At 68.7% G+C, this 26,391-nt stretch carries 10 protein-coding genes (1 of these 10 cut by a window edge); 3 read left to right on the forward strand and 7 right to left on the reverse strand.

Annotated elements, in window-relative coordinates; genetic code table 11:
* Positions 1-19,511, reverse strand: partial view of a non-ribosomal peptide synthase/polyketide synthase gene (locus ACFW6D_RS12525; RefSeq protein ID WP_379327585.1) — the 5' portion only. Its footprint begins 25,072 nt before the window's first position; 19,511 of the gene's 44,583 nt are visible here — the first part of the coding sequence; its start codon is at positions 19,509-19,511; its stop codon lies beyond the left edge, outside the window.
* A gap of 572 nt (positions 19,512-20,083) precedes the next feature.
* Here ACFW6D_RS12525 and ACFW6D_RS12530 point away from each other — a divergent pair.
* The gene (locus tag ACFW6D_RS12530; protein ID WP_379327587.1) at positions 20,084-20,581 is read left to right on the forward strand and encodes a hypothetical protein; all 498 of its coding nucleotides are present in this window, start codon (positions 20,084-20,086) and stop codon (positions 20,579-20,581) included.
* Positions 20,582-20,593: 12 nt separating this feature from the next.
* Here the strand turns inward: ACFW6D_RS12530 and cobM are convergent, their stop codons facing one another.
* The 3 genes from cobM to ACFW6D_RS12545 are packed head-to-tail and all read right to left on the reverse strand — an operon-like array spanning position 20,594 to position 22,061.
* The gene (gene cobM, locus ACFW6D_RS12535; RefSeq protein WP_379327589.1) at positions 20,594-21,349 is read right to left on the reverse strand and encodes a precorrin-4 C(11)-methyltransferase; all 756 of its coding nucleotides are present in this window, start codon (positions 21,347-21,349) and stop codon (positions 20,594-20,596) included.
* Between the two features lie 26 nt (positions 21,350-21,375).
* Positions 21,376-21,810 (reverse strand): type II toxin-antitoxin system VapC family toxin, encoded by a 435-nt coding sequence (locus ACFW6D_RS12540; protein ID WP_379327591.1) that lies wholly within the window; start codon positions 21,808-21,810, stop codon positions 21,376-21,378.
* Positions 21,807-22,061: a type II toxin-antitoxin system Phd/YefM family antitoxin gene (locus tag ACFW6D_RS12545; protein WP_379327593.1), complete on the reverse strand. Its 255-nt coding sequence runs from the start codon at positions 22,059-22,061 to the stop codon at positions 21,807-21,809. Before ACFW6D_RS12545 ends, ACFW6D_RS12540 begins: the two co-directional genes overlap by 4 nt.
* A gap of 157 nt (positions 22,062-22,218) precedes the next feature.
* Here ACFW6D_RS12545 and ACFW6D_RS12550 point away from each other — a divergent pair, with 157 nt between their 5' ends.
* Positions 22,219-22,875, forward strand: a complete 657-nt coding sequence (locus ACFW6D_RS12550) for a DUF3105 domain-containing protein (RefSeq protein WP_379327595.1) — start codon at positions 22,219-22,221, stop codon at positions 22,873-22,875.
* Here the strand turns inward: ACFW6D_RS12550 and ACFW6D_RS12555 are convergent.
* From ACFW6D_RS12555 to ACFW6D_RS12565, 3 genes are read right to left on the reverse strand one after another with little or no spacing between them, the layout of a single operon-like run.
* A complete protein-coding gene (locus tag ACFW6D_RS12555; RefSeq protein ID WP_379327597.1) occupies positions 22,872-23,297 on the reverse strand; it encodes a PPOX class F420-dependent oxidoreductase in 426 nt (141 codons plus the stop codon). The two genes, ACFW6D_RS12550 and ACFW6D_RS12555, sit on opposite strands and share 4 nt — an antisense overlap.
* A gap of 60 nt (positions 23,298-23,357) precedes the next feature.
* Positions 23,358-23,975 carry a LuxR C-terminal-related transcriptional regulator gene (locus tag ACFW6D_RS12560; RefSeq protein ID WP_379327599.1) on the reverse strand — a complete coding sequence of 206 codons (618 nt, stop codon included), beginning with the start codon at positions 23,973-23,975 and terminating at the stop codon, positions 23,358-23,360.
* Complete coding sequence (locus ACFW6D_RS12565; RefSeq protein WP_379327824.1) at positions 23,972-25,198, reverse strand: sensor histidine kinase; 1,227 nt, start codon at positions 25,196-25,198, stop codon at positions 23,972-23,974. Before ACFW6D_RS12565 ends, ACFW6D_RS12560 begins: the two co-directional genes overlap by 4 nt.
* Positions 25,199-25,328: 130 nt before the next feature.
* On the opposite strand from ACFW6D_RS12565, the gene ACFW6D_RS12570 reads away from it, so the two are divergent.
* The gene (locus ACFW6D_RS12570) at positions 25,329-26,369 is read left to right on the forward strand and encodes an ABC transporter permease (RefSeq protein ID WP_379327601.1); all 1,041 of its coding nucleotides are present in this window, start codon (positions 25,329-25,331) and stop codon (positions 26,367-26,369) included.
* The last annotated feature ends 22 nt before the right edge of the window (positions 26,370-26,391 follow it).

Consider the following 26,391-nt stretch of genomic DNA (forward strand, 5'->3'; position numbering starts at 1 on the left):
CCGAGGGCGAAGAACGAATCGTCGACACCCACGCGCTCCACACCGAGCACCTCGGCGAAGACCTCGGCGATGGTCTGTTCGATCGGGTTGCGCGCGGCACGGAAGGTGACCTCGGTGGCGAACACCGGTTCCGGCAATGCTTTTCGGTCGAGCTTGCCGACCGGGGTCAGCGGCACATGGTCGATCACCATGATCGACGACGGCACCATGTACGCGGGCAGACGGTCCTCGACGTGCGCGGTCAGCGCGGCGACATCGATCGAATGACCCGGCGCGGCAACCACATACGCGACCAGCGAGACGGCGCCCGCGGTGCTCTTGTGGCCGACGGTGGTGGCGAAGTCGACGGTCTCGTGCGCGGCGAGGGCGGAGTCGATCTCGCCCAGTTCGATGCGGAAGCCGCGGATCTTGACCTGGAAGTCGGAGCGACCGACGTATTCGACGGTGCGATCGGCGGTCCAGCGCACGACGTCACCGGTGCGGTACATCCGCTCCCCCGGCAGGAACGGGTCGGCGACGAACCGGTCGGCGGTCAGGCCTGCGCGGGCGTGGTAGCCGCGGGCCAGCTGGATGCCCGACAGGTAGAGCTCACCCGCGACACCCACCGGAACGGGCTGGAGCTGGGCGTCCAGGATCAGCGAGCGCATGCCGCGCGTCGGTCCACCGATGGTGACCAGTTCGCCCGGCACCAGCGCGGCGCTGATGTTGGTCATGATCGTGGTCTCGGTGGGGCCGTAACCGTTGTGGAAGGCGCGAGTTGTGCCGTCCGCGAGGGGAACTGCCCACTTCGACACCAGGTCGGCGGGGACCGCTTCACCACCGGCGACCAGGACGCCCAGCGAGTCGAGGCCGCTGGGGTCGAAGGTGGCCAGGGCGGCGGGGGTGATGAAGGCGTGGGTGACCCGCTCGGTGCGGATCAGTTCGGACAGTTCGTCGCCGCCGTAGACGCCCGGCGGGACGACGACCAGCGTGCCGCCACGGGCCAGGGCCAGGAGCAGTTCGAGGATCGAGGCATCGAACGAGGGCGAGGCGAAATGCAGTGCGCGCGTGTCGGAGTCGAGGGCGTAGCGCTTGGCCTGTTCCTCGCCGAAGTTGGCGAGACCGGCGTGGGTGACGACGACGCCCTTGGGGACGCCGGTGGAGCCCGAGGTGTAGATGACGTAGGCGGGCTGCTCCGGGGTGGTCGCGCGGACCAGCTCGGTATCGGCGATCGGCGCGCTGTCGAAGCGAGCGAGGTCCAGCTCGTCGAGTACCAGCCAGCCAGCCGCCGGAGCGTCCGCGGTCGAGCTGCTGGCGGTCGTCTCGGATGTGGCCGCAGAGTCACTGCCGACCTGCGACTCGAACTCGGCCGACGTCGCGTCCGCTGCCGGGCTGCCGGGTGCCGTCTCGGCCCCCTCCGACTCGGACGAGATGTCGACTGCGGCATGCGGCGCGATGTCCGGCAGTCCGCCGAGTACGGAGGCGACGGTGATGCCGAGTGGCGAACCGGAGTCGGTGACCATGTGGGCGATGCGGTCGGCCGGGTAGGTCGGGTCGACCGGGACGAAGGCCGCGCCGGTCTTGGCGACGGCCCATGCGGCCAGCACCGAGTCGGCCGAGCGTGGAACGCCGATCGCGACGAGGTCTTCGGCGCCGATCCCCTGGGCGATCAGCAAGCGCGCCAACCGGTTCGAGCGTTCGTCGAGGTCCGCGTAGGACAGGGCCGTCCCCTGGAACACGACGGCATCACCGGTCGGGTTCTGGGCGACGGCCTCGGCGAGGAGTTTGCGCAGGGTGCGGGCGGGCACCGGCGGTTCGCCGACGCGGAACACCAGGTCGGCCCGCTCGGCGGCGTCGAGCACGTCGATCGCGCCGACCGTGATGGCGGCGTCGGCGGCGATCGCCTCGAGGACGCGCTGCCAGCGCACGGCGATGCTCGCGACGGTGTCCTCGTCGAACAGTTCGGTGGCGTAGTTCAGTGCCAGCGCCATGCCGCCGTGGCCGGGTTCGCCCAGTTCGGAGAGGGTGAACTGCAGGTCGAAGCGGGCGATGCTCTCGTCGAGGTCGATCGCGGAGACCGCGAGGCCGGGCAGTTCCAGCGTGGTGCGGTCCAGGTTCTGGAAGGCCAGCATCACCTGGAACAGCGGGTTGCGCGACTGCGAGCGCTCTGGGGCCAGCAGTTCGACCAGGCGCTCGAACGGGACGTCGGCGTTGCCGAAGGCGTCGAGGTCGGTGGCGCGTGCCTGTTCCAGGAGGTCGGTGAAGGATTCGGCCGGGCGCACGCCGGTGCGCAGGACCAGGGTGTTGACGAACATGCCGACGAGGTCGTCGAGGGCCTGCTCACCACGGCCCGCGATGGGGGTGCCGATGGCGATGTCGTCGGAGCCCGAGAGTCGGGCCAGCAGGACCGCGAGCGCGGTGTGCATGACCATGAACAGCGACGCGCCCTGGCGGCGGGCGACCTCGTCGAGCTTGGCGATCAGCTCGGGCGAGAGCTCGCGGTGCACGGTGGCGCCGTGGTGCGAGGCGATCGCCGGGCGGGCGCGGTCGAACGGGAGGGTCAGTTCGTCGGGGACGCCCGCGAGCTGGGTCTGCCAGTAGCCGACCTGGCGCGACATCAGCGAGTCGGTGTCGTCCTCGGTGCCGAGCACAGCGCGCTGCCAGATCGCGAAGTCGGCGTACTGCACTGGCAGGGGTGCCCAGCCGGGAGCGGTGCCCTGGGCGCGGGCGGTGTAGGCGCGCATCACGTCGCGGGTCAGCGGCGCGATCGAGAAACCGTCGGCGGCGATGTGGTGGACCACGACGACGAGCACGTGCTCGTCCACCCCGTTCACCTTGAACAGGCGGGCGCGCATCGGAACCTGTTCGGCCACATCGAAACCGGTGGAGACGAACTCGGTGACAGTCTCGAACAGCTCGTCCTGCGCGATCGCGACCGGACGCAGGTCGAGGGAAATGCGTTCCGCCGCAACGATCTGCTGCACCGGAGTGCCACCGTGTTCGGGGTAGCGGGTGCGCAGCGACTCGTGCCTGCGGACCAGGTCGGCCAGCGCCAAAGACAGTGCCTCGGTGTCGAGTTCGCCGGTGAGGCGGATCGCGACGGGCAGGTTGTAGGCGGCGGAGGTGGTGTCGTACTTGTTGAGGAACCACATGCGCTGCTGCGCGAACGACAGCGGAACCAGTTCACCTTCGGCGCGATCACGGGCGACCAGCGCCGCGCGGGCGGTGCCGCCGGTGTGCGATTCCACCCGTGCCGCAAGGGCTTCCACGGTGGAGGCTTCGAACAGGGCGCGCACGGGCACCGTCGCGCCGAGTGCCGCACCGATGCGGGCGACGACGCGGGTGGCGATGAGCGAGTTGCCGCCGAGGTCGAAGAAGTCGTCGTCGACACCGACCCGGTCCAGGCCGAGCACGTCGCCGAAGACCGCGGCCACGGTTTCCTGCACCGGCGTGACGGGTGCGCGGAAGGCGCGTGCCTGCACGGCGGGGGCGGGCAGGGCGCGGCGGTCGAGCTTGCCGTTGACGGTCAGCGGGATCCACTCGAGGCGCACGAGCGCCGCCGGAACCATGTAGGCGGGCAGCTGTTCGGCCGCACCGCTGCGAATGACCTCGAGGTCGGGTTCGAGTTCGCCCTCGGCGACCACGTAGGCGACGATCCGCTGGTCACCCGGCTGATCCTCACGCACGATGACCGCAGCCTGGGCGATACCCGGCTGCGCGAGCACGGCGGCTTCGATCTCACCGAGCTCGATACGGAAGCCGCGAACCTTGACCTGGTCGTCGGCGCGGCCGAGGTATTCGAGTTCGCCGAAACGGTTCCAGCGCGCAAGGTCGCCCGAGCGGTACAGGCGCGAGCCGCCCTGGTTCGGGCCCGCAAGGGGGTTGGCGACGAAGCGGGTGGCGGACAGGTCGGGGCGGCCGAGGTAGCCGCGCGCCAACTGCGGTCCGGAGACATACATTTCGCCCGCGACGCCCACCGGCACCGGACGCAACCGGTTGTCGAGGACGTACACGCCGAGGCCGGCGATAGCCCGGCCGACGACCGAACCGGCAGCGGCGGCAATGGTTTTCGCGTCCAGCGCACGGAACGACACGTGCACCGTGGTCTCGGTGATGCCGTACATGTTGACCAGCGTCGGCGAGCTGTCACCGTGGCGCGCAACCCAATCCGACAGACGACGCAGTTCGAGCGCCTCGCCACCGAACACCACGTAGCGCAGAGCGAGCGGTTCGAGGCCCGGTCCGGCGTTCCGGTCGGCCTCGGCCAGCTGGTAGAACGCCGACGGGGTCTGGTTGAGCACCGTCACCTGCTCCACCCGCAGCAGTTCCAGGAACTGCTCGGGCGAGCGCGAGGTGTAGTAGTCGACGACGATCAGCGACCCGCCGAACAGCAGCGGGCCCCAGAGTTCCCAGACCGAGAAGTCGAAGGCGTAGGAGTGGAACAGTGTCCACACGTCGCGCGGGCCGAAGCCGAAGTCGCGGTCGGTGTTGGCGAACAGGCGCACCACATTGCGGTGCGCGACCGCGACACCCTTGGGACGCCCGGTCGAGCCGGAGGTGTAGATGACGTAGGCGACATTGTCCGGCGAGAGCGGTGCGAGCCGGTCGGCGTCGGTGATCGGGGCGTCGTCGGCGTCTTCGACATTGCCGGTTTCCACGGCGAAGCCATCGAGCACCACCGAGGGCAGGTACGCGGGCACCGTTACTTGGACGGTGGAATCGAGGATGACGCTGGTGGGGCGCGAGTCCTCGAGCACGTAGGCGATGCGCTCGGCCGGGTAGGTCGGGTCGACCGGCACGTAACCGGCACCGGTCTTTACCACGGCGAGCAGCGCGACGACGAGGTCGAGCGAACGCGGCAGGATCACCGCGACCAGCGACTCCGGGCGTGCGCCGTCGTCGATCAGCCTGCGCGCCAATATATTCGCGCGACGATCGAGTTCGCCGTAAGTCAGCGACTCCATGCCGAACTTGGCGGCGATGCGATCGGGGTAGGCGGCGGCCGCGGCGTCGAACAGGTCGACCAGGGTGGTGTGCTTGTTGCCGAATAGGCCGCGTCGGTAGCCGGCGGGGGTGCTGGCGTCGTGGATGACGGGCAGACCGATGGCGTCGACACCGGAGGACACCCAGCGCTGGGCGACGTCGCGCTGTTCGGCTTCACCGAGCAGGTCGATGTCGCCGACGATCACGTCGGGGTTCTCGGCGACGCTGCGCAGGATGCGGACCAGGCGGTCACCGAAGGCGGCGACGGTTTCGGCGTCGAACAGATCGGTGGCGTAGTTCCACGACAGCGCGAGGGAGCCGTCGGCGGCTTCGCCCACGGTGAGCTGCACGTCGAATTTCGCTGTGCCCGGGTCGAAGTCGACGACGTCGAGGTCGAGGCCGGGCAGTGCGATGGTGCCGGTGTCGGCGGCGGTGGCCGCTTCGAAGGTGAGCGCCACCTGGAACAGCGGGTGGTGCGCCTGCGAGCGGGTGGGGCTGAGCACGTCGACGAGGCGTTCGAAGGGCACGTCGGCGTTGGCGAAGGCGGACAGGTCGACCTTGCGGATCTGGTCGAGGAGTTCGCTGAAGCTCGCGCTGGAGTCGACCTCGCTGCGCAGCACCAGGGTGTTGACGAACATGCCGACCAGGTCGTCCAGGGTGCGTTCGCCACGGCCCGCGATGGGGGTGCCGATGGCGATGTCGGTGCTGTTGGACAGGCGCGCGGCCCAGGTTGCCAGTGCCGCGTGCATCACCATGAACAGCGTGACGCCGCGGGCGCGGGCGATCTCGGTGAGCGCGTGGTGCAGGTGCGCGTCGACCGAGAAGCGGTGCAGGTCACCGGCATTGGTGGCGACCTCGGGGCGCGGGCGGTCGGCGGGCAGTTCGATCTGGTCGGGGAGGTCGCGCAGCTGCTCGGTCCAGTAGGTGAGCTGGCTCGCGGCGACCGACTCGGGATCGGACTCTTCGCCGAGGACCTCACGCTGCCACAGGGTGTAGTCGGCGTACTGGACCTCGAGGGGCGCCCAGGCGGGGATCTCGCCGCGGGTGCGCTCGGTGTAGGCGATGACGACATCGCGCAGCAGCGGACGCAGCGAGAAGCCGTCGCCGCTGATGTGGTGCATGACCAGCACGGCCACGTGGGTACGTTCGTCGACACGCAGCAGGCTCGCGCGGAACGGGACTTCGCGGGTCACGTCGAAGTGCACGCTCGCCAGTTCGATGACCCGCGCGACCACGTCGCTCGCAGCGACCGGCTGGGCGGGCAGCGCGAAGCGGACCTCGTCGGCGGGCAGGATCTGCTGGTAGCCGGCGCCTTCTTCGACCGCTCCCGAGGTGATGTCGGCTGCCGGGTAGAAGGTACGCAGGGACTCGTGCCGGGCGACCACATCGGCGATCGCGGACTCGAGTGCGGCGACGTCGAGGTCACCCGTGAGGCGGATCGCGACGGGGATGTTGTTGACCGCGGTGCGGTTGTCGAAGCGGTTGAGGAACCACATCCGCTGCTGGGCCTGCGACAGCGGCACCAGTTCGGGACGCGGGCGCGCCTCGAGGGGGATGCGGCCGCCGCGACCGGTGTGGGTTTCGACGCGGGCGGCCAGCGCGGCCACCGTCGAAGCTTCGAACAGTGCGCGCAACGGCACCTGTGTATCCAAGGCTTCGGACAGACGCGCCGCGACGCGCGTCGCGATCAGCGAGTTGCCGCCGAGTTCGAAGAAGTCGTCGTCGAGGCCGACCTGACCGGCGCCGAGCACCTCGGCGAAGGTAGCGGCCACGATCTGCTGCACCGGCGTGACCGGCGCCTGGAACGTGCGCGCGGCGAACACCGGCGACGGCAACGCCTTGCGGTCCAGCTTGCCGGAAGCGTTGAGCGGGAACGCATTCAGCACCACGTACGCGGCGGGCACCATGTACACGGGCAGCTCGGTGCCGAGGGCGACCTTGACAGCGTCGATGTCGACGGTGGCGCCGGTGGCAGGGATGACGTAGGCGACCAGCTGATCGCCGGTGTGCTCGTCGGCACGGACCACGACCACCGACTGGGCGATCTCCGGCAGCGCCGTCAAAGCGGACTCGATCTCGCCGAGTTCGATGCGCAGACCACGCAGCTTCACCTGGAAGTCGGTGCGGCCCAGGTATTCCAGCTCGCCGTCGGCGGTCCAGGTGACGAGGTCACCGGTGCGGTACATGCGCTCGCCGGGCGCGAACGGGTCGGCGACGAAGCGATCCATCGTCAGGTCGGCGCGACCCACATAGCCGTGGGCCAGCTGCACGCCCGCGAGGTAGAGCTCGCCCGCGACACCCACCGGCACCGGTCGCAGTCGCGAATCCAGCACGTACAGACGGGTGTTGAACACCGGGGCGCCGATCGGCACCGTCTCGGTGTCGGCGTCGGTGACCTCGTGATAGGTCACGTCGACGGCGGCTTCGGTAGGTCCGTAGAGGTTGTGCAGTGCGGCGCCGGTCAATTCGCGCAGACGCTGCGCGGTCGGCGCGGGCAGGCCTTCACCGGAGGCGAAGACATTGCGCAGCGAGACGCATTCGGCGGCAAGCGGTTCGGTGACGAACACGGCCATCATCGACGGCACGAAGTGCACCGTGGAGACCTGCTCGGCCACGATCAGCCGCGCCAGGTAGGCCGGGTCGCGATGCCCGTCCGGCTTGGCGACGACCAGGCGCGCACCGACCTGCAAGGGCCAGAAGAACTCCCAGACCGACACGTCGAAGGTGGCGGGGGTCTTCTGCAGCACCACGTCGTCGGCGGCGAGGCCGTAGGCGGCGTGCATCCACACCAGGCGGTTGACGATCGCCGCGTGACTGACCGCCACGCCCTTCGGGCGACCGGTCGAGCCGGAGGTGAAGATGATGTAGGCGGTGTTGTCCGAGCGCAGCGGGCGGTGCCGATCGGCATCGGTGACCGGCTCGGTCGAGTGACCGGACAGGTCGAGCTGGTCGATGCGCACCTCGCGACCGGCGGCCGCGGGCAGGCTCTCCCCGGAGGTGAGCACGCAGACCGGTTGCGCGGTTTCGAGGATGTGCTCGATGCGCTCGGCCGGGTGATCGGGATCGAGGGGCACGTACGCGCCACCGGCGGCGGACACGGCGTACATGCCGACCAGCAGGTCGATCGAGCGCCGCATGCCAAGAGCCACATACGATTCCGGCCCGACGCCGGCGTCCTTGAGCCAGCGCGCCAGCTGACGCACCCGGCCCGCGAACTCGGCGTAGGACAGACTCGTCCCCTCGAACGTGAGCGCGATCGCGTCGGGAGTCCGCGCGACCTGGGCTTCGAAGAGGGCGTGCAGGGTGGCCGGGTCGTCGTCGCTGGGGGTGCTCAGCGCGGCGTCGACGGCGAATTCGGTGTCGTTCCAGCGATCGAGCACCAGCGAACGCTCGGCGGTGTCGAGCAGCTCGATGTCACCGACGGGGGCGGCGGGATCGACCACGATGGCGGTGAGCACGCGCAGCAGGCGGGCGCCGAACCGTGCCGCGAAGTCGGCGTCGAAAAGGTCTGTGGCGTAGACGAGTTCGGCGTCCATGTGGCTGTCGTCCGGGACCTCGCTCAGCGCGAGCTGCAGGTCGAACTTGGCCATGTGCTGGTCGATGCCCAGCTCGGAGACCGTGAGTCCGGGCAGTTCCAGGGTGGTGCGGCCCAGGTTCTGGAACGAGAGCATCACCTGGAACAGCGGGTGCCGCGACTGCGAGCGTGCCGGGTTGAGCACCTCGACGAGGCGTTCGAACGGCACATCGGCGTGGGCGAAGGCGGCCAGGTCGTGTTCGCGGACCTGACCGAGCAGCTCGGTGAAGGTGGCGGCCGGGTCGACCTGCGCGCGCAGCACCAGGGTGTTGACGAACATGCCGACCAGGTCGTCGAGTGCCTGCTGACCACGGCCTGCGACCGGGGTGCCGATGGCGATGTCGTCGGTGCCGGACAGGCGCGACAGCAGCACCGCGAACGCGCTGTGCACCACCATGAACAGGGTGGTGCTGTGGTCGTGCGCGACCTGGTTCAGCGCGTCGACGAGCTCGCCCGGCAGCTCGAAGCGGTGCGTGCCCGCCTGGTAGCTGGCCTGCGCGGGCCGCGACTTGTGGCCGAGACGCAGTTCGTCGGGCAGGTCGGCCAGCGCGTCGCGCCAGTGGTCGAGCTGCTCGGAGATCAGCGAGGTCGGATCGTTTTCGTCGCCGAGGATTTCGCGCTGCCAGAGCGCGTAGTCGACGTACTGCACTGCCAGCGGGGGCCAGCCGGGTTCGGTACCCGCGGTGCGCGCGACGTAGGCGGTCATCAGGTCGCGCACCAGCGGGCGCAGCGAGAAGCCGTCGGCGGCGATGTGATGGACCACCAGCACCAGCACGTGTTCGCGTTCGCTGAGTTCGTAGACCCGCAGGCGCACAGGGGCTTTCGCGGTGACGTCGAAACCGCGGCGGGCGAACTCGTAGAGCGAGCTCGCCATGTCGGTCTCGCCGGGACGACCGGCGGGCCCGGAGGCGGAAGCGGAGCGTGACCACGCAGGGCCCTCGGGAGTCCCGAAATCGGACACAGCTTCGATCAGCTCGATGTCCGGGATCGACCCGGCGGCGGCAAGGACCTTCTGGTAGGCGCTGCCATCGGCCAAGGTGGCGCGGCCGGATTCGGGCGCGACGTACACGGGGTAGACCGTGCGCAGGGTTTCGTGGCGGGCGATCACGTCGGCGACCGCGCCGCGCAGGGCGGGCAGGTCGAGCAGGCCCTGCAGGCGGACCGCGACCGGGATGTTGTAGGTGCCGGTGTCGGCGATGTCGAAGCGGTTCAGGAACCACATCCGCTGCTGCGCGAGCGACAGCGGCGGGTGCTCGGGGCGCTGGCGGGCCGTGAGTTCGGCGCGCACACCGGTGCCCGCGTGCGATTCCACCCGCGCGGCCAAACCACCGACGGTGGGCGCCTCGAACAGGGTGCGCACGCCCACGTCGGCGTTGAGCGCCTTGCTCAGGCGGGCAGCGACCTGGGTGGCGACCAGGGAGTTGCCGCCGAGGGCGAAGAAGTCGTCGTCCACGCCGACGCGTTCGGCGCCGAGTAGGTCGGCGAAGATCTCGGCGACGATCTCCTCGATCGGGGTCGAGGGCGCACGGAACATCTTCGCCTCGAACACCGGCGCGGGCAACGCTTTACGGTCGAGCTTGCCGGAAGCGTTGAGCGGCAGCGCGTCGAGCACCATCAGCGCCGACGGCACCATGTAGGTGGGCAGTTCGGCGGTGATGCCCGCCTTCACCGCGGCGACATCGATCACCGAATCCGGTTGCGGCACCAGGTACCCCACGAGCTTGTCACCGGCGTGGGCATCGGTGCGCACGACCACAACGGACTGCGCGACGCCCGGCTGTGCCAGCAGCGTCGCCTCGATCTCGCCGAGTTCGATGCGCAGACCGCGCAACTTCACCTGGAAGTCGGTGCGGCCCAGGTAGTTCAGTTCACCGTCGCGGGTCCAGGTGACGAGGTCACCGGTGCGGTACATGCGGGTACCGGCCTCGGCGTACGGGTTGGCGACGAACCGGTCGGCGGTCAGGTCGGGACGGCCGTAGTAGCCGCGTGCCACCTGAACACCGCTGAGGTACAGCTCACCCGCGACACCGACCGGAACCGGCCGCAGTCGCGAATCGAGCACGAAGGCCCGGCTGTTCCACACCGGCCGCCCGATGGGCACCGAACTCGGCACGTCCTCGCTGACATAGTGCGCGGTGGCGTGCACGGTGAATTCGGTCGGGCCGTACAGGTTGTGCACGGCGGCCGAGGACAGCTGCCGGAAGGCGGCGACGGTCGCGGGCGGCAACGCCTCACCGGCCACGAGAACCGTACGCAGCGTTGCGCATTCGGACGCCGAGGCGGCTCCCGCGAAGACCGAGAGCATCGACGGCACGAACGAGGTCATGGTCACGCCGTGGCGGCCGATGATCTCCGACAGGTAGACCGGGTCGCGGTGCCCGTCGGGCGCGGCGATGAGCATCCTGGCACCGACAGCCAAGGTGCCGAACAGTTCCCACACCGACACGTCGAAGGTGACCGGCGTCTTCTGCAGCACCACATCATCGGGGCCGATGCCGTATTCGCTGGTGATCCAGCAGATCTGATTGACGACGGACGCGTGCTCGACCGCCACACCCTTCGGGCGACCGGTCGAGCCCGAGGTGAACAGCACGTAGGCGGTGTCGGTCTCGCGCAAGGGGCGGACCCGCTCGGCATCGGTGATCGGGGCGCCGCTGAAATCAGCAGGGGACTCGATGTTCTCGACCGCGTGCACGGTGACGCCGTCGGACTCGAACGCGTCGCGGCGGCTGGTGAGCACCAGCTGCGGCTGCGCGGTCTCGATGATGTGGGCGAGGCGGTCGGCGGGCTGATCCGGGTCGAGCGGCACGTAGGCCGCACCCGCCTGCAGCACCGCGTACATGGCCACGATCAGTTCGGTGGAACGCCGGATGGCCAGTGCCACATGCGAACCGGGACCGATGCCATCGGCGATCAGTCTGCGGGCGATGCGGTTGGTCCGCTCCTGCAATTCGCGGTAGGTCAGTTCCTCGGTGTCGAAGACCAGTGCCACCGCATCGGGTGTGCGCGCGACCTGGGCGTCGAACAGCGACACCAGCGACGCATGCGGCACCGCGTGGGCGGTGTCGTTCCAGTCGACGAGGACCTGGGCGTGTTCCTCGGGAGCCAGCAGGTCGATATCGCCGACGGCCACCTCGGGATCGGCGGTGATCGCGGCGAAGATGCTGTCGAGCCTGCGGGCGAACGCGGCGATCGTCGACTCTTCGAAAAGGTCGAGCGCATAGGAGAACTCGGCCGACATGCCGCCGACTTCACCGTCGGTGTCCTGCACCTCGGTGAGCGTGAGCTGCAGGTCGAACTTGGCCAGCTGGGCGTCGTAGTCGATGCCGCTGACCGCCAGGCCCGGCAGCTGCAGCGAGGCCTGCTTGTTGTTCTGGAACGACAGCATCACCTGGAACAGCGGGTGCCGTGCCTGCGAGCGGGCCGGGTTGAGCACCTCGACGAGGCGCTCGAACGGCACGTCGGCGTGGGCGAAGGCCTGCAGGTCGGTCTCGCGGGCCTGATCGAGCAGGGTCGCGAACGGGGTGGCGCCCTCGACCTGGGACCGCAGCACCAGGGTGTTGACGAACATGCCGACCAGGTCGTCCAGCGCCTGATCACCACGGCCCGCGACGGGGGTGCCGATCGCGATATCGGTGGTGCCGCTGGCGCGGGCGAGCAGCACGGCCAGTGCGCTGTGCATGACCATGAACAGCGAGGCGTTGTAGCGGCGGCCCAATTCGGCGAGGGCGCGCTGGGTTTCGCTCGCGATCACGAAGCTGTAGGTGCCACCGCGGTAGGAGGCGGCGGGCGGGCGCGGATGATCGGCGGGCAGCACCAGCTCGTCGGGCAGATCGGCGAGTTCTTTTGCCCAGTAGGCGATCTCGGAGGTGATCAGCGACTTCGGGTCGTCCTCGGAACCGAGGACCTCACGCTGCCAGAGCGCGTAATCGGCGTACTGGACCGGCAATTCGGCCCAGGTCGGCGCTTCCCACGAGGTGCGGGCGGCGTAGGCCATGATCACATCGCGCGAGAGCGGCGCCATCGACCAGCCGTCGGCGGAGATGTGGTGCACCACCATGCCGAGCACGTACTCGGACTCGGAGACCTCGAAAAGCCGTGCGTGCAGCGGCACTTCGCTGGTCACGTCGAAGGCCATCGAGGCCAGATCGATCAGGTGATCGATGAGGTTGTCCTCGGTGACCCGGTACGGGGTGAGGTCGGGGACGATCTGCGCGGCGTCGAGGACCACCTGCACCGGGCCCGCACCGGAGTCGGGGAACACGGTGCGCAGCGACTCGTGGCGGTCGATGACGTCGATGACCGCGACCTGCAGCGCGGCCACATCGAGGTCACCGGAGAGCCGGATCGCGACGGGGATGTTGTTGACCGCCGAGGCGGTATCGAAGCGGTTGAGGAACCACATGCGCTGCTGGGCGAGCGACAGCGGCACCCGATCGGGGCGTTCGCGGGCCACCAGCGCCTTGTGCGCACCGTCGCCTGCCTGCGATTCCACCCGCGCGGCCAGCGCCGCGACGGTGGAGGCCTCGAACAGCATCCGGACCGGAACGCGGGTGTCGAGCGCGATGCCGACCCGCGAGACCACCTGGGTCGCGATCAGCGAGTTGCCGCCGAGCTCGAAGAAGTCGTCGTCGACACCGATGCGCGGCACACTGAGCACGTCGGCGAAGATCTGCGCCACGATCTGCTCGATCGGCGTTGTCGGAGCACGGAATTCGCGCACCTCGAACACCGGTGCGGGCAGCGCGCGCCGGTCCAGCTTGCCGTTGACGGTCAGCGGGATGGCGTCGAGCTGTACGAACGCCGAGGGCACCATGTACGCGGGCAGCTGTTCGCCGGCGAGCTGGCGTACCTCGTCGAGGTCGAGCCTGCCCTGTTCGGCGACGACGTAGGCGACGATCCGCTGTCCGCCGGGCTGGTCCTCGCGCACGATGACCGCGGCCTGGGCGATGCCAGGGACGGCGAGTACGGCGGCTTCGATCTCACCGAGCTCGATGCGGAAACCACGCACCTTGACCTGGTCGTCGGCGCGGCCGAGGTATTCGAGTTCGCCGAAACGGTTCCAGCGCGCGAGGTCGCCGGAACGGTAGAGCCGCTGACCCGCGTCCATCGGGCTGGCGACGAAACGGGTGGCGGACAGGTCGGGGCGACCGAGATAGCCGCGCGCCAATTGCGGTCCGGAGACATACATTTCGCCCGCGACACCGACCGGCACCGGCCGCAGTCGCGAGTCGAGCACGTACACGCTCAGTCCGGCGATGGCGCGACCGACGATCGATCCCGATGCCTCGGCGATGGTTTCGGCGTCCAGGGCACGGTAGGACACGTGCACGGTGGTCTCGGTGATGCCGTACATGTTGACCAGCAGCGGGCCATGGGCGTTCGGCCCGTGGCCGTCGCCGTGCCTGGCTACCCAGTCGCCGAGACGACGCAGCTCGAGCGCCTCGCCGCCGAAGACGACGTAGCGCAGGACAAGGGGGTCCTGGCCCGGTCCGGCGTTGCGATCGGCCTCGGCCAGCTGGTAGAACGCCGACGGGGTCTGGTTGAGCACGGTGACCCGCTCGGTCCGCAGCAGGTCGAGGAACTGCTCGGGCGAACGCGAGGTGAAGTAGTCGACCACGACGCAGGTGCCGCCGAACAGCAACGGCCCCCACAGTTCCCACACCGAGAAGTCGAAGGCGTAGGAGTGGAACAGCGTCCACACATCGTCGGGGCCGAAGCCGAAATCGCGGTCGGTGTTGGCGAACAGGCGCACCACATTGCGGTGGGCGACCGCGACACCCTTGGGGCGGCCGGTCGAGCCGGAGGTGTAGATGACGTAGGCGACATTGTCCGGCGAGAGCGGGGCGAGGCGATCGGCGTCGGTGATCGGCGCGGCATCGACATCGTCGAAGTCACCGAGTACCAGCACGGGCAGACCATCGGCCAGCTCGACCTCGGAATCGGCATCGATGACGACGCTGGTCGGTCGCGAATCCTCGAGCACGTAGGCGATGCGCTCGGCCGGATAGGTCGGGTCGACCGGCACGTAACCCGCACCGGTCTTGACCACCGCGAGCAACGCGACAACCAGGTGCAGCGAGCGCGGCAGGATCACCGCGACCAGCGACTCCGGCCCGGCGCCGTCAGCGATCAGCTTGCGCGCCAAGGCATTCGCACGCTGATCGAGTTCGGCGTAGGTCAGCGACTCGTTGCCGTAGCGGGCGGCGATATTGTCCGGATGCGCCGCGACGGCGGATTCGAACAGATCGACGAGGGTGACTTCACGGTCGGCGAAGCGTCCGGTGCCACCGTCGGGCGCGGAGCTGACCCACTCGTGGGCGACATCGCGGCGTTCCTCGGCCCCGAGCAGATCGATATCGCCCACCGCGACCGCGGGATCGACGGTGATCGCGCGCAGGATCGAGAGCAGCCGGTCGATGAACGACTGCACCGTCTCGGTGTCGAACAGATCGGTCGCGAACTGGGCGACCGCCGCGAGACCCTGCGGTGCACCCCCGCTGCTGTGCTGTTCGGTGATGGTCCACTGCAGGTCGAACTTGGCGATCGCGACCTCTAGCTCGTCGGCGCTGACCGTCAGACCGGGCAGTTCGAGCTCGGCGTGCGACATCTCCTGGAACGACAGCATCACCTGGAACAGCGGGTGGCGTGCCTGCGAACGGGTCGGGTTGAGCACGTCGACGAGCCGCTCGAACGGCACATCGGCATTGCCGAACGACGCCAGGTCGGTCTCACGGGTCCGGGCGAGGAAGTCGGCGAAGGACAGGCCGGGGTCGACATCCGAACGCAGCACGAGGGTGTTGACGAACATGCCGATCAGGTCGTCGAGCGCCTGCTCGCCACGTCCGGCGATCGGGGTGCCGACCGCGATGTCGCGGGTGTTCGACAGCCGCGACAGCAGCACCGCCAGCGCGGCGTGCAGGACCATGAACAGGGTGACGCCTTTGGCACGGGCCAATTCGATCAGTTCGGCGTGTAGGTCGGCATCGATATCGAAGCCGAGTTGCGCGCCGTGAAAACTCTGCCGCTGCGGGCGAATTCGATCGGCGGGCAGGTCGAGCTGGTCGGGCAGACCGTCGAGGGCACGGCGCCAGTAGTCGATCTGGCGGGCCGCGATGGACTCCGAGTCGGATTCGGCGCCGAGCAGTTCGTGCTGCCACACCGTGTAGTCGCGGTACTGGACGGGCAGCGGCAGCCAGCTCGGCGCCGCGCCCGCGGCACGGGCCAGGTAGGCCGCGGCGACATCGCGCGCCAGCGGGCCGAAGGAGAAACCGTCGGCCGCGATGTGGTGGACGACGAAGGCGACCGCGTACTCCGGTGTGCCCGCGCCGTGACCGGCGGCGATCGCGGAGCGTGACCACGCAGAGCCCTCGGGGGCGGCGCCGTTGGACTCAGTAGATCCGCCGGTGACCTCGAAGATCTGCACGCGGATGGGCAGTTCGAGGGTGACGTCGAAGCCGGTGGAGGCGAAGGTGATCAGCTCGGCGTGCAGCGACGAGCGGTCGATCGGGGTCACCGTGATGCCCAGATCGAATTCGTCGGCGCCGAGCACCTGCTGGAAGCCCCCGTCGGCGTCGGGGAAGATGGTGCGCAGCGATTCCTGGCGCACCACAACATCATTGAGCGCCGCGATCAGGGCGTCGACGTCGACGCGGCCCTTCATCCGCACCACGAAGGGCAGGTTGTAGGTGGGCGCGGCGGGGTCGAACTGGTTGATGAACCACATCCGCTGCTGAGCCAGCGACAGCGGCACCCGCTCGGGATGCGGCTGCGCGACCAGCGGCGGCCGCGCGACGGAAACATCGGCGGGCGTGGCGGATTCGGCCCGCAGGGCCAGTCCGGCCACGGTCGGGGTCTCGAACAGGGCGCGCACACCCAGCTGGATGCCGAAGGCGGCGCCGATGCGGGCGACGACCTGGGTGGCGACCAGGGAGTTGCCGCCGAGTTCGAAGAAGTTGTCGTCGGCGCCGACCCGTTCCTGGCTGAGCACATCGGCGAAGATGCCCGCCACGATCTGCTCGGCGGGGGTGCGCGGGGCGCGGAAATCGCCTGCGGCAGCGGTGAAGACGGGTTCGGGCAGGGCCTTGCGGTCGAGCTTGCCGGAGGTGTTGAGCGGGAACGCGTCGAGCACCATGATCGACGCGGGGACCATGTAGGCGGGCAGCTTCTCGGACACGAAGCGGGTGAGCGTCGCCGGGTCGGCGGACTGGCCCGGTGCGGGCACGATGTAGGCCACGAGCTGCTGGCCGGTCGCGGTGTCGACCACCAGAACCGCGGCCTGGCTGACGGTCGGGTGCGCGAGCAGGTCGGTTTCGATCTCGCCGAGCTCGATACGCTGACCACGGAACTTGACCTGGAAGTCGGTGCGGCCGATGTATTCCAGGACGCCGTCGGCGTTCCAGCGCACCAGGTCGCCGGTGCGGTACATGCGCTCGCCCGGGGCGCCGACGGGGTTGGCGACGAAGCGATCCGAGGTCAGGTCGGGTCGTCCGCGGTAGCAGCGGGCCAGCTGACGGCCCGCCAGGTACAGCTCACCCGGGGCGCCGATCGCGGCCGGGCGCAGCCGCGAATCCAGTACGTAGACTTCGACATTCCACTCGGGGATACCGATCGGCACCTGGGTGGTGTCGGCTTCGGTTGCCTCCCAATAGGTCACCGAGACCGCGGCCTCGGTGGGGCCGTAGAGGTTGTGCAGGCCGGCGTCGGAGATCGCGCGCAGACCTGCGGCGGTCTCGGGAGGCAGAGCTTCACCGATGACGAAAACCGCACGCAGCGTGGCGCATTGGACCTGCGTGGCATGGGAGACGAACACCGTCAGCATCGACGGGACGAAGTCGGTCACGGTGACGCCGTGGCGTTCGATCATGTCCGCGACGTAGAGCGGGTCGCGATGGCCGTCGGGGCTGGCGATGACCAGCTTCGCGCCGACCATCAGCGGCAGGAAGTAGCCCCACAGCGAGACGTCGAAGGTGGTGGCGGTCTTCTGCAGGTAGACGTCGTCGGCGGTCAACCGGTACTCGTCGAGCATCCACAGCTCTTGGTTGACGATCGCGTGATGGGTGACCGCGACGCCCTTGGGGCGACCGGTGGAACCCGAGGTGTAGATGACATAGGCCGTGTTGTCCGGACGCAGCGGCGACAACCGGTCGGCATCTGTGAGAGGTGTGGCGTCGAAACCGGTCGTGTCGAGTCGATCGATCTCGACGCGGGCGACATTCTCCGGCAGATCGAGGTCGTCGCCGGTGGTCGTCAGAACGCAGACCGGTGCCGCGGACTCGAGGATGTAGGCGGTGCGGTCGGCCGGGTGATCCGGGTCGATCGGCACGTACGCGCCACCGGCCCGCAGCACGGCGTGCATGCCGATGACGAGGTCGAGCGAGCGGCGCATGCCGAGCGCGACGAGGGATTCCGGGCCAACACCGTCGGCGACCAGGAAACGGGCCAGCCGGTTCACCTTCGCGGCGAATTCGGCATAGGTGAGGGTTTCGCCTTCGAAGTCAAGGGCGATGTTGTCCGGGGTGAGCGGGATCTGCGCGTCGAGCAGCGCGGGCAGCGTGGTCGCGGGGACCTCGCGTGCGGCGTCGTTCCACTCGGTCAGCGAGCGTTCCAGCTCGGCAGTGCCGGTGACCGGCAGCTGCCACACGGGTAGCTCGGCGTCGGCGGCCAGGAAGCGGTCGAAGAACTCGAGGAACCGGCCGTGGTGGGTCTGCGCGTCGGCCGCGGAGTACAGGTTCGGGTTGGTCTCGAAGTCGATGTGGGAGCGGGTGCCACCGTGCGACTGATAGAAGTTGACGCCCAGGTCCTCGATGCTGCCCGTGGACAGCACGTTGAGCGTGCCCTCCATGTCACCGAAGCTCAGGTGGTTGTCGAACAGCATGATGTTGACCCACGGGCCGAAGAACTCCGTGGAGACCATGCCGTCGCCCGCCGAGTCACGGCGGATGTCCTCGTGCCGGTAGCGCTGGTGACGCAGGGCGCCGGAGACCTCGGTGGTCACCGAACGCAGCAGCTGCGCGACCGTGGTGTCGTGGCCCACGCGCAGGCGCAGCGGGACGATGTTGGAGGTCGCGCCGCCTGAGCGACGCATCACCGCGGTGGTACGGGCGGTGACCGGGAGGCTGAGGATGACGTCCTCGGTGCCGGTGATCTGGGCCAGGTAGGCCGCGAACCCGGCGATCAGCAACGGCGCGGCGGTGCTGTCGTGGCGGGCGATGGCCGCGGTGAGCAGTTCGTCCTGGGCGGGGCTCAGTGCGGCGCTGGTGACGTCGTTGACCGGCGAGGGCGGGGCCGAACGGCCGGTGAGGCTGCTGCCCTCTTCCAGGCCGGCAACACGCTGGGCCCAGTGTTCCTTGTCGGACTGGAAGCGGGTGCTGTCGCGGTAGACGACCTCGGACTCGTAGAGCGCACGCAGATCGGTGGCTTTGTTCGGTGGGGCCGGGGTGCCGGTGACCTCGGCGGTATAGAGCTGTGCCGTGCGATTGACGAAGTTGTTGGCGCCGAAACCGTCGAGCACGATGTGGTGGACGCGGGCATACCAGTACCAGCGGTCGTCGCTGAGCTGCAGCGCGGCTGCCTGCACGAGGCGGTCGCGGACGATGTCGAGCGGGCGGCTGTACTCCGCGCGCATCCACGCGGCGGCTGCCGCTTCCGGGTCGGCCTCGCCACGCAGGTCGACATAGATCAGCGTCGCGTCCTGGGTGGGGTCCACGGTCTGCATCGGCTCACCGTCGACCTCGACGATGCGCAACCAGCCCGATTCGAGGTCGGTGGCCGCGTCGGCGCTCGCACGCTCGAGCACGGCGACATCGAGGCGTCCACGCAGGTCGACGTACTGGGCGATGTTGATCGGCACCTGTGGGTCGACGTGCTGCGCGTACCAGATACCCAGCTGTGCGGGCGAGAGCGGGAAGTACTCCGAAGAGTCTCCACGTCCGTCACCAGTTTCGCCGTTTCCGCCGAAATCCAGCCGGTCCAACCCAAACCTCGCTTCCGGAACACCTGGGTAGGCGCTCCCCGACGACACCGGAACGCGAGCGCCCACCTAACTACCAGCGTGGCGCCCGCGTCTCGGGTTCAGTTCTCGAATCAATCAGGCAAAATGTCCATTGGCACTATCTATCGGCCGGGCCGGTCTCGTTACACGGCCGAGACCATGCACCCAACCGTCCACACCGACAGCGCCGGTCTACTCGTCGCAAACCATCGCACCAATCTACCGGTGCGCCCGCCCCGCAACCAACCACCTCCATAGCTGGCGGGCATCGCCCCAGGTGAGCCTGTCGAGGTGCGTTTGCTGACGCTTGTCTACGTCCTCACATCCTCGCCGCAGCCGCTGTGCACCGTGGGAACTGAGTGATGGATCACACCGAACGGTCTGCTGTTGAGGTGGCGCTCCCATCACACGTAGCCCGCACAGACCGCGATTCCGTGGACGGATCGATTGCCGCAAATGCGCCGAATCGTTCGACCGCGAGTTGGACACCTCACGAATTCCGTCGATAGCCTGCGCGAACAGGGGAGTTACCGAAAATAGCCAGGAGTACCGCCATGTTCGCCACCCGTTCACTGTCACTGACCGCCGCCGTCGCCGGCTGCGCTGTCGCCGCCGCGGTCGCCGCACCCACCGCCTCCGCGAGCTGGCCTCCGCACGGGCCGATGAACAGCTACTTCTTGGGCGATGCCCTCAATTGCTATGTCGACGTACGGCTGTCAGTCGAAGCAGATCCCACCGACGGTCGTCCGGTCGCGTTCGTCGAACCTGTCGGTATCCGGTCGACCATCCCTGGCCTGGCAGCGCCCGCGACCTGCTCGGCCACCCTGGGCGTGACGTGGACCGACGAGCGGAACAAGTGGACTGTGTTACCCAGTGGTGTGCAGCGTGTCGATGCGGGTCCGGGCACTGCCGAACGCTCCCGACTCGACTTGAATCTGCCGCCGGAGACGCGCGGCACCATGGTCAATTGGGTACCGCAGTCGGCGATCCTGGTGCAAGCGGCCGCGTACCCCGTGGGGTGGACCGCGGTGGGATACGGCGACATGAGCTGATCGTGCGCCGGTTCAATCCCTGACTTGCCGGACGCGGGCCGGGTCGTAGAGGTGGGACTGGGCGCAGTCGATCGACAGCGCCATCGCCCGGCCCACCAGGATGACCGCGGCTTGGCGTAGGCCCGCGGTTTCGACCTGGTCGGCGATGTCGGTCAGGGTGCCGCGCAGGACGAGTTGTTCGGGTTGGCTGGCGCGGTAGACGACGGCGACCGGGCAGTCCGCGCCGTACTCGGCGACCAGCTCCTCGGCGAGCGCTCTGATCCGGGTGATCGCGAGGTGCAGGACGAGGGTGGCGCCGGTGGCGGCGAAGTTGGCGAGGGCCTCGCCCTGTGGCATCGCGGTGGAGCGAGCCTGGGTTCGGGTGAGGACTACCGACTGGACGACCTCGGGGACGGTCAGCTCGGTGCCGAGGGCCGCTGCTGCGGCCGCGTAGGCGGGGACGCCGGGGGTGATGTCCCAGGCGACGTTGTGGGCGTCGAGTCTGCGGGTCTGTTCGGTGAGGGCCGAATAGATCGACGGGTCGCCGGAGCACAGGCGTGCCACGTCCTTACCCGCTTCGGTCGCGCGCACGAGGTGGTCGATGATCTGGTCCAGGTCCAGGTGCTGGGTGTCGATCAGTTCCGTGCCGGGGGCGCAGTGCGCGAGGACCTCCGGGTCGAGGTAGGTGCCCGCGTAGAGGCAGACCGGGCTCTCGCGCAGCAGGCTGACCGCTCGCACCGTGAGCAGGTCGGCGGCGCCGGGGCCTGCCCCGATGAAATGCACAGTCATGCACGGAAGTGTAGGGCGCTAGCCGATCACAGCGCCGGTGCGTTCGAATCGAAGGTGGCGATCCCGAGCGCCTTCCAAGCGGTGAGCAACTTCCCGTCACCGGACGCGGCAACCAGGTCAGGGTCCTCGAGTTGCGCAGCCGCCGCACAGTGGACGGCGTCGTCACCGCGCAGCGCATACCGCTCCGCGAAGGCAGCCGCCGATTCCGCCAGTTTCTCGTCCACCTCCGTCACGTTGATCTGTTGCCAGAAGTCGTCGCGCAGGCGCGAGGCAGCACGAAGCTGGGATTCGTCGAGTCGGCCCATCCGGCGTGCCTGAGCCAGCGCCGCTGCCGATTCCACATAGAGCAAGCGACACGACACAACATCATCGGCGAGGTCCCAAAAACGTTTACACGCAGCACTACTGGGCTCAGCAACCAGCAGCGGGATGAACGCGGAGGTATCGAGGTAGCCGATCACCGGCGCTGATCATCGATGAGATCGGAGACGATTCCACTGCCCTGAACCGGCTCTGCCGCAGGCTGCTTGCGCTTGCGGGCAGGCTGAACGCGGCCTTCTGCCCGCAGCTGCTCCAAAGCGGTCAGCCGATCAACGGGAACGATCCGGGCTATCGGCTTACCGTGATCGGTCACTGTCACAGTCCGACCTGCGCGCACATCGGCCAGATGGCTGCTGAGATGGTCTCGCAGGTCCCGCACACCGATCTCCATGACGCTCCTTTTGTGTCCATAAAACCCTCCCCAATTATAGCCACTTTTGCTGGTTATGGGCCGAGAGGCGCAGGCAAGTAGGTTCTGTATCGAACGGCGAGCGTCGGCGACGATGAGACGGGGGTCCGCGATGCGGGTTTCGAGCAGGACCGGTGGAGTGCGCAGCTCGGGTGCTTGCGTGGTGATGGTCGTGGCCGCGATCTCGGCGGCAGGGTGTGCGACGGACACGGTTGTCGGTCAGGCCACCGCCGCTGTCGACAGCTTCGCTCCGACCGAGGAAAACCAGGATCCCTCGATCCGGATTCCAGGCGTCGTCATCACCGAGATCGCGCCCGGACAACAACACGTGCTGCGCACCCAGCGAGTCGCCTATCCGACGATTCCCGCAGTCGGCGGACCGCACGATTCCCAGTGGGCAGCCTGCACCGGCGTCGTCTACGCCAAGGCACTGCGCACCGAGAACGCGGTGCACTCCCTCGAACACGGCGCGGTGTGGATCGCCTACGACCCTGCGAAGGTGAGCGCGCAGGATCAGGCGACGCTGAGCGCCAGGGTGACCGACCGGCAGTACACCCTCATGTCACCCGTCCCCGACATGGACCACCCGATCTCGCTGCAATCGTGGGGCCACCAACTGCCCCTCGACTCCGCCGACGACGAACGCATCGACCAGTTCATCGTCGCTCTGCGCGAAAACCCTTACACCACACCGGAAGTCGGCGCGACCTGTTCGTCGCCCCTGTTCGACCGCAACGATCCCCCGCCCTACGACCCGACGCCCCCCGGTCCCGACGCCGTCCCGATGCCTCGCTAGCCGGTCATATCGAAGTGCGCGATGACCTTCGTCGGCCGCACGCGCACCACGAGTTCACCGGGCACCCCGTTGCGCTTCCCGAACTCCTCCGCCTTGTCCGCACCCATATACCGGGCGGCGATGGCGGTCGCGGTGCGCACCAGCTCGTCGAGGTCCTCGGACAATGTCACCGTGCCCTGCACCTCGACCAGCGCATACGGCGGCTCCTCGAGATCGACACACAGCGCCACGCGCGGATCACGCGCGAAAGCCCGCCCCTTCGCCGTCGCCTTGCCCGTATTGAAAACCAGCTCGTCGCCCTCGACGATGAACCACACCGGCGTCACCAACGGCCGACCGTCCTTCGCGACGAACGCCACCTTCCCCGTTCGCGTGCCGTAGGAAAGAAACTCACGCACCTTGGGATCCGACAAAGAGGCCATCTACTCAATGTAAACGCAGATGGCGCGCAGGCGCCGAAGGCGAATCAGCATGTCGAGGAGTCAGATCGCGCCGCTTTCGCGTGCTGTCGCCACGGCGGAGGTGCGCGACTTCACGCCGAGTTTGGCGTAGATGTGGACGAGGTGGGACTTGACCGTTGTCTCGCTGAGGAACAGTTGTTTGGCGATGTCGCGGTTGGACAGGCCCGCGGCGACGAGGCGCAGGACTTCGACTTCGCGGGGGCTCAGGGTGGTGTCGGCGCGGCGGACTCTGGTCATCAGCCGGGAAGCGACGGTTGGGGAGAGAACGCTTTCGCCTGCCGCGGCGGCCCGGACGGCGGCGAGGAGTTCGGTGGGCGGGGTGTCCTTGAGGAGGTAGCCGACGGCGCCCGCTTCGATGGCGCCGAGGATGTCGGCGTCGGTGTCGTAGTTGGTGACCACCAGGACGTTCGGTGGCGTGGGGAGGGCGCGCAACCCGGCGGTCGCGGAGGCGCCGGAGCGGCCGTCGCCGAAGCGCAGGTCCATCAGAACCAGGTCGACGGGGGTGGCGGCGCAGAAGGCAACTGCCGCATCGGCATCGGCGACATCACCGACGACGTGGACGTCGGCGGCGGCATCGAGAAGGGCCCGCAGGCCCGCCCGGACGATCGCGTGGTCGTCGGCGAGGAGTAGTCGGATCACAGGTCCGCGCCTGGCGGAAGGGCAGCCGAGCCGTCGGGAAACACGGAGCCGGATGCGGTCGTAGCGCCGAGCGGAAAGGACACCGTCACCGCGGTGTGGCCCGGTTCGGATTCGACTGTCATCGCACCACCTTGTTGCTCTACCCGGCTGCGCATCGCGGCCAGGCCGAACGCACCGGATCTGGGGTGGCGCAGCATATCCGGCTCGATCCCGATGCCGTCGTCGACGATATCCAGGTGTGCGTCGGTGTCGTCGTAGGTGAGGGTGACCCGCATGCGCTCAGCTCGCGCGTGCTGCACCACGTTGGCCACCGCGCTCTGCGCGATCCGCACCAGCGCCGCCTCGACCGGCATCGGCAGTCGTTGCGGCTCACCCTCGACGAGCAGCTGCGTGGTCAGTGTCGGCGACTGCGCGCGAAGGCAAATGCGTTCCAGCGCAACGGCGAGCGACTGTCCGTCCAGTGCCGCGGGCGACAATTCGTCGATGAGCCTGCGAGTTTCGGCCAGGTCCTCGGCGGCGGTCTCGCGCGCGAGCCGAATACGGTCCAGCGCAGGATGATCCGGTGCTGCCTGCTCGACCGCGTGCAGGAGCAATTGGATACTGCTCAACCCCTGGGCGACGGTGTCGTGGATCTCCTTGGCGAGGCGTTCGCGCTCGGCGAGCTTGCCAGCGGTCCGTTCCTGTTCCGCGAGAATCGCTCTGGTGCCGAGCAATTCATCGATCAACCGCTCCCGCTCGACCGCTTCGCGATGCAGCGCCTGATAGCCGAACCCGATCCCGATCGCCACCAGCGCGCCGAGCACCGGCCCCACCACCGCACCCGCCGACCAGCCACGATGCGCCGCGAACCCGAGCACGCCGACCGCCGTCGCCGCCACCACCGCGATCAGACTCCACGGCCGTGGCAGCAGGTGCAGGTAGACGAAGAACAACCCGAACGCCAGGTAGACCGCATCGGGGGTGAACGCGAGCAAAACCAGCCACAACACGGTCAGCGCCGCCAGCCACACCCACACCGCGCCATCGGGAACGGACGGTGAGAACTCTGCACCCGCGAAATACACCAGCAGCCACACCACCGTCAGCGCGACCACCGCGATGCCGTGACCGCCACCGCCGGGCAGCGACGCACGCACCGCGACCACCACCGCCAGCACCGTCACCAGCACATGCAGGCCGAGGCGCAGGGTGGTGACCACCGGGGTCAGGGGCGAGGAGTGCACGTCGACCAGCTTATGTGCGGCAACCACGCGGGCATCCATCGAAAGAAGTAACCGCCGCCAGACCTTGGATGGACGGCGTTTCGTGCGCCGGTGCGATGGCATCGGCAGTCGAGAACGACACAGTGGAGTCATGTTCGTCGCACTCCGAGATCTGCGCGCCGCCCGTGGCCGCTTCCTGCTCATCACCACGGTGGTGCTGTTGGTGGCGGTGCTGGTGAGCTTCCTCAGTGGCCTCACCGCCGGGCTCGCGCACCAGAACATCTCCGCTGTCCAGGGGATCGATGCCGACCGGGTCGTTTTCGCCGAGACCGGCGCCGATCCGTCCTTCGACTCGTCGGTGCTCACCGAGCAGCAGATCGCGCAGTGGGAATCGGCGGACGCGACCCCCATCGGTATCTCGCGAACCAGAGCCGAGCACGCCGGTGCCAGTCCGACCCAGGTCGCGTTGTTCGGCGGCGATCCGTCGGCATTCAGCAATCGCCCTGCTACCGGGCCCGGTGCGGTGGTGCTGAGTTCGGCGGCGGCGCGTGAACTGTCCGCGGGTGCCGGTGACGTCGTCGTGCTGGCCGGCCACGAGTTCACCGTCGCCGACGTAGCCGGCGACGAGTGGTACAGCCACACCCCCGTGATCTGGACGAGCTTGCCGGACTGGCAGGCGGCCAGCCCGCGCGCCGGTGCCGCGACCGTGCTCGCGGTGACCGGCGAGGTGCCCGGCGGCCTCGACGCCGAATCCGGTACACACTCGCTGCCCGCGCGGGACGCCGTCCAGGCGATCGGCTCCTACCAGGCCGAGAACAGCTCACTCACCCTGATGACTGTGCTGCTGTTCGCTATCTCGGCGCTGGTGATCGGTGCCTTCTTCACGGTCTGGACCGTGCAGCGCCAACCCGATATCGCCACCTTGAAGGCCCTCGGCGCGACCACCGGCTCGCTGGTTCGCGATGCTCTCGCCCAGGCCGCGATCGTGCTGACCGCCGGTGTCACGGCGGGCCTCGCGATCACTGCCCTCGCCTCACTGTTCTTGGGTGACGCGATGCCTTTCGTGCTCAGCCCGGCGACGACCCTGGTCCCCGCCCTGGCCCTGATCGTCCTCGGGCTCGCCGGTGCCGCTGTCGCCCTGCGCTTCCTGTTCACCACCGACCCGCTGACCGCGCTCGGCGCGACCCGCTGACGACAGCACACCGAAGGATCCA

It is taken from the genome of Nocardia sp. NPDC058705, assembly GCF_042749305.1.
Classification (GTDB): Bacteria; Actinomycetota; Actinomycetes; order Mycobacteriales; family Mycobacteriaceae; genus Nocardia.